The 2,638-nt window shown below is 59.0% G+C and carries 3 protein-coding genes; all 3 read right to left on the reverse strand.

The genetic code is table 11. From position 1 onward, the window contains the following. Positions 1-283: 283 nt before the first annotated feature. Entirely contained in the window at positions 284-1,519 is a 1,236-nt protein-coding gene (locus P3W85_RS22265; protein ID WP_276266368.1) for a hypothetical protein, read from the reverse strand. Positions 1,520-1,710: 191 nt separating this feature from the next. After that, the gene (locus tag P3W85_RS22270) at positions 1,711-1,995 is read right to left on the reverse strand and encodes a hypothetical protein (RefSeq protein WP_276266369.1); all 285 of its coding nucleotides are present in this window, start codon (positions 1,993-1,995) and stop codon (positions 1,711-1,713) included. Positions 1,996-2,413: 418 nt separating this feature from the next. Then, positions 2,414-2,638: type VI secretion system tube protein TssD (tssD, locus tag P3W85_RS22275; protein ID WP_276266370.1), on the reverse strand; the 225-nt coding region annotated here is incomplete at its 5' end.

Consider the following 2,638-nt stretch of genomic DNA (forward strand, 5'->3'; position numbering starts at 1 on the left):
GAAGTCGATGTCGGGGGCGTGGCTGGCGAGATCGAGTTCGAGGCGGTCGAGCTGTGAGAGGCCTTCGTCGAGGGTGAACGCGACGACGTCGAGGTCGATCTTGCCGTCGGTGCCGTGGATGGCGAAGGTGAAGCGCAGGTCGGATTGGGTGGGCATAAGCGTTGTCCGGAGAAAGCCTGTTCTGCAGGGCGCTCGCGATGCGGGGCGATAGGAGCGGAGTCAGGGTCACTGGCGATGGGGTGGCCAATCAGGAGGTCAGCCTGCCCCAGTTCTTCAGCGATAGTTAGCCGCCTTGTTGTGAGCGGCCATCGCAATAGAGCCAGCACTGGCCCTCGGCATCGACGATGGGGGTGATCGGGTCGTCGAAGTGCTGGACGACCCAGTAATGCGGGTAGGCGCTGGTTTCGTCTTCGGGGTAGACCCAGAACTCCCGCTCGCCGATCGTGCGCTTGACGGCCTTGGTGCAATTGCCGTTGAGGTAGAGTTCCCCCCCTTCATGCAGAATGCCGTATGCCTCGGCGATCAGTTGCGTGGGGCAGGCGTGCCCGTTGACAAGAACAAGGCCGTCATCGGTGCCAAGTAGGTCATTGCCGTATCCCAATTTTCCGGGGGCTAGCAAGCGGTACACCTGTTGACCGCCTTGCCACAAGGGCCTGCCCTCCTTTCCGCCGAGACGTATTTCAACTGCCCGTAGCGGAAGTCGTGTTCCACCTTGAATCAGATTACCCTGTCGGTCGAATTCGAAAGCCCCTGCGCGAGAATTGAAGATTGCGCGTACTGGCCAATTGGTCGCAGGAACTTCTTCCTGTTCACGCTTGTCGCGCAAACGCTCTTCAAGGGTAAGTTGACGAAGAGCATTGTTTGCCGGAGGGGAAAGATCGACCTCCGGCCTGAGTCCGGGACGGGTACGGTGTGCTTCGTTGGAGGATGATGTCCCTGATGGACTGCCTTTCGATGGCGGAAGCGGACGACCCTCACAATACAGGCGACAGATACCAGCGGCATCGAAAATCGGTTCGATGGGGTCGTCAAATCTCTGAAACGTCCAGCGAACCGGCGTGTCGACAGACATGTTTGCGATTGCGTCGTTCCATTCATCGGGATACACCCAGTAATCATGCGTGCCGATGCGCTGTTTGACTGAATCTCTGCAAAGGCCATTGAGAAAAATAGTCGATAGATTTCTATAGAGTTTATAGAAATCGCTGATGTACGACGGGGTGCATGCTTGCTGATCGGCAAGCACAATGGCGTTCGTGACATCCTCTGGCCGGAAGTCATCGCGTGTCTGTCCACGACGGACGATGTAATAGATGCGTTGGGAACCGGGCCAAAGCGGAGTTCCACGTTGGTAATACTCGGCCACATAGGCGCCCGCAAAAGGACTTCCATTCTTGCTGACGACGTTGCCTTGACGATCAAATTCATATAGGGCGGAGGATGAACTGTAATACACGCGAACGGGCCAAGATGCCGTTCTAACGGGGAGAACTTCTGCATCCTCGAATACATCGGTCAAGCGCAATGCCGAGCGCGGAGGTGGGGTGACGTCGCGCTCTTGTCCGTCCTCGATGTCACATGCGAATAGTTTGCCGTTCGTGGCGCGTACTTGGTCAGGCGTGCACTCGCTAGCGTTTGAAGTTATGGAGATAGACGCGATAACCCACGCGAACAGCCATCGCCATTGAAGGGATAGGCATCGAGATGCTGTCATGGCTGCTCCGTCCCTACACTGATATGCACGTGGTGTTCGTGACTGCCATTGGTTTCTATGAACAGGCCGTTGTCGGTGACGCCCACCTGGGTATAGGTGAGCGCCCACGGGCCGCCCAGCCAGCCAAGCTCTTTGGCCGTGCGCTTCTCCGCCAGGTAGCGATGGAAGGCCAGGGAGAGTGCGGGACTGCGCTTTGCGCGCCTCTGCGGTATCGGTGCCCAACGGATTGGATTGTGGGCCGCTACCATTCGTTTGATGGAAATGGCAGCGCGCTTCGACAACGGTTTCTTCGTCGATGTTCACATTTCCTCGAATATGAGTCACATCAAGAGCCGACGCATACGGGAGCACCCTTCGGCGTCGCTGCTGCCGCAATAGCGGGCCGTGCCAGAGGGTGAGCAGGGCTGGGCGGTCGAGCACCTGATCGAAGTCGATGTCGGGGGCGTGGCTGGCGAGATCGAGTTCGAGGCGGTCGAGCTGTGAGAGGCCTTCGTCGAGGGTGAACGCGACGACGTCGAGGTCGATCTTGCCGTCCGTGCCGTGGATGGCGAAGGTGAAGCGCAGGTCGGATTGGGTGGGCATAGCCGCTTCCTTGAGCAACGCGTGGACGACCGGCAATTCAGCCGGTCGTCCGGGTCAAGCCGATGCGATCATCGAAGGCGGCCGGCCGATGTCCGCGACGCCTTCGGTGCGTTGGGCTTACGCTTCCTGGGGCTTGCGCCAGTCGTCCGATGCCTCGGTGCCGGCGATAGCGTGCGTCCAGGTGATCTTGCGATAGGCCATGGCGACCTTCACCAACTGGGTGTACTCGGCCTTGGTCGCGTCCTGCGCGTGCGGCAGCACGGTGTTGATGTTGACGATGGTGGCGTCTTCGAGCTTGGTGGTGAAGAAATGCTCTTGCTTGCCTTCGGTCGAGGTGCGGTA

The sequence above is a fragment of the Cupriavidus basilensis genome (genome assembly GCF_029335485.1).
Taxonomy (GTDB): Bacteria; Pseudomonadota; Gammaproteobacteria; order Burkholderiales; family Burkholderiaceae; genus Cupriavidus; species Cupriavidus basilensis_E.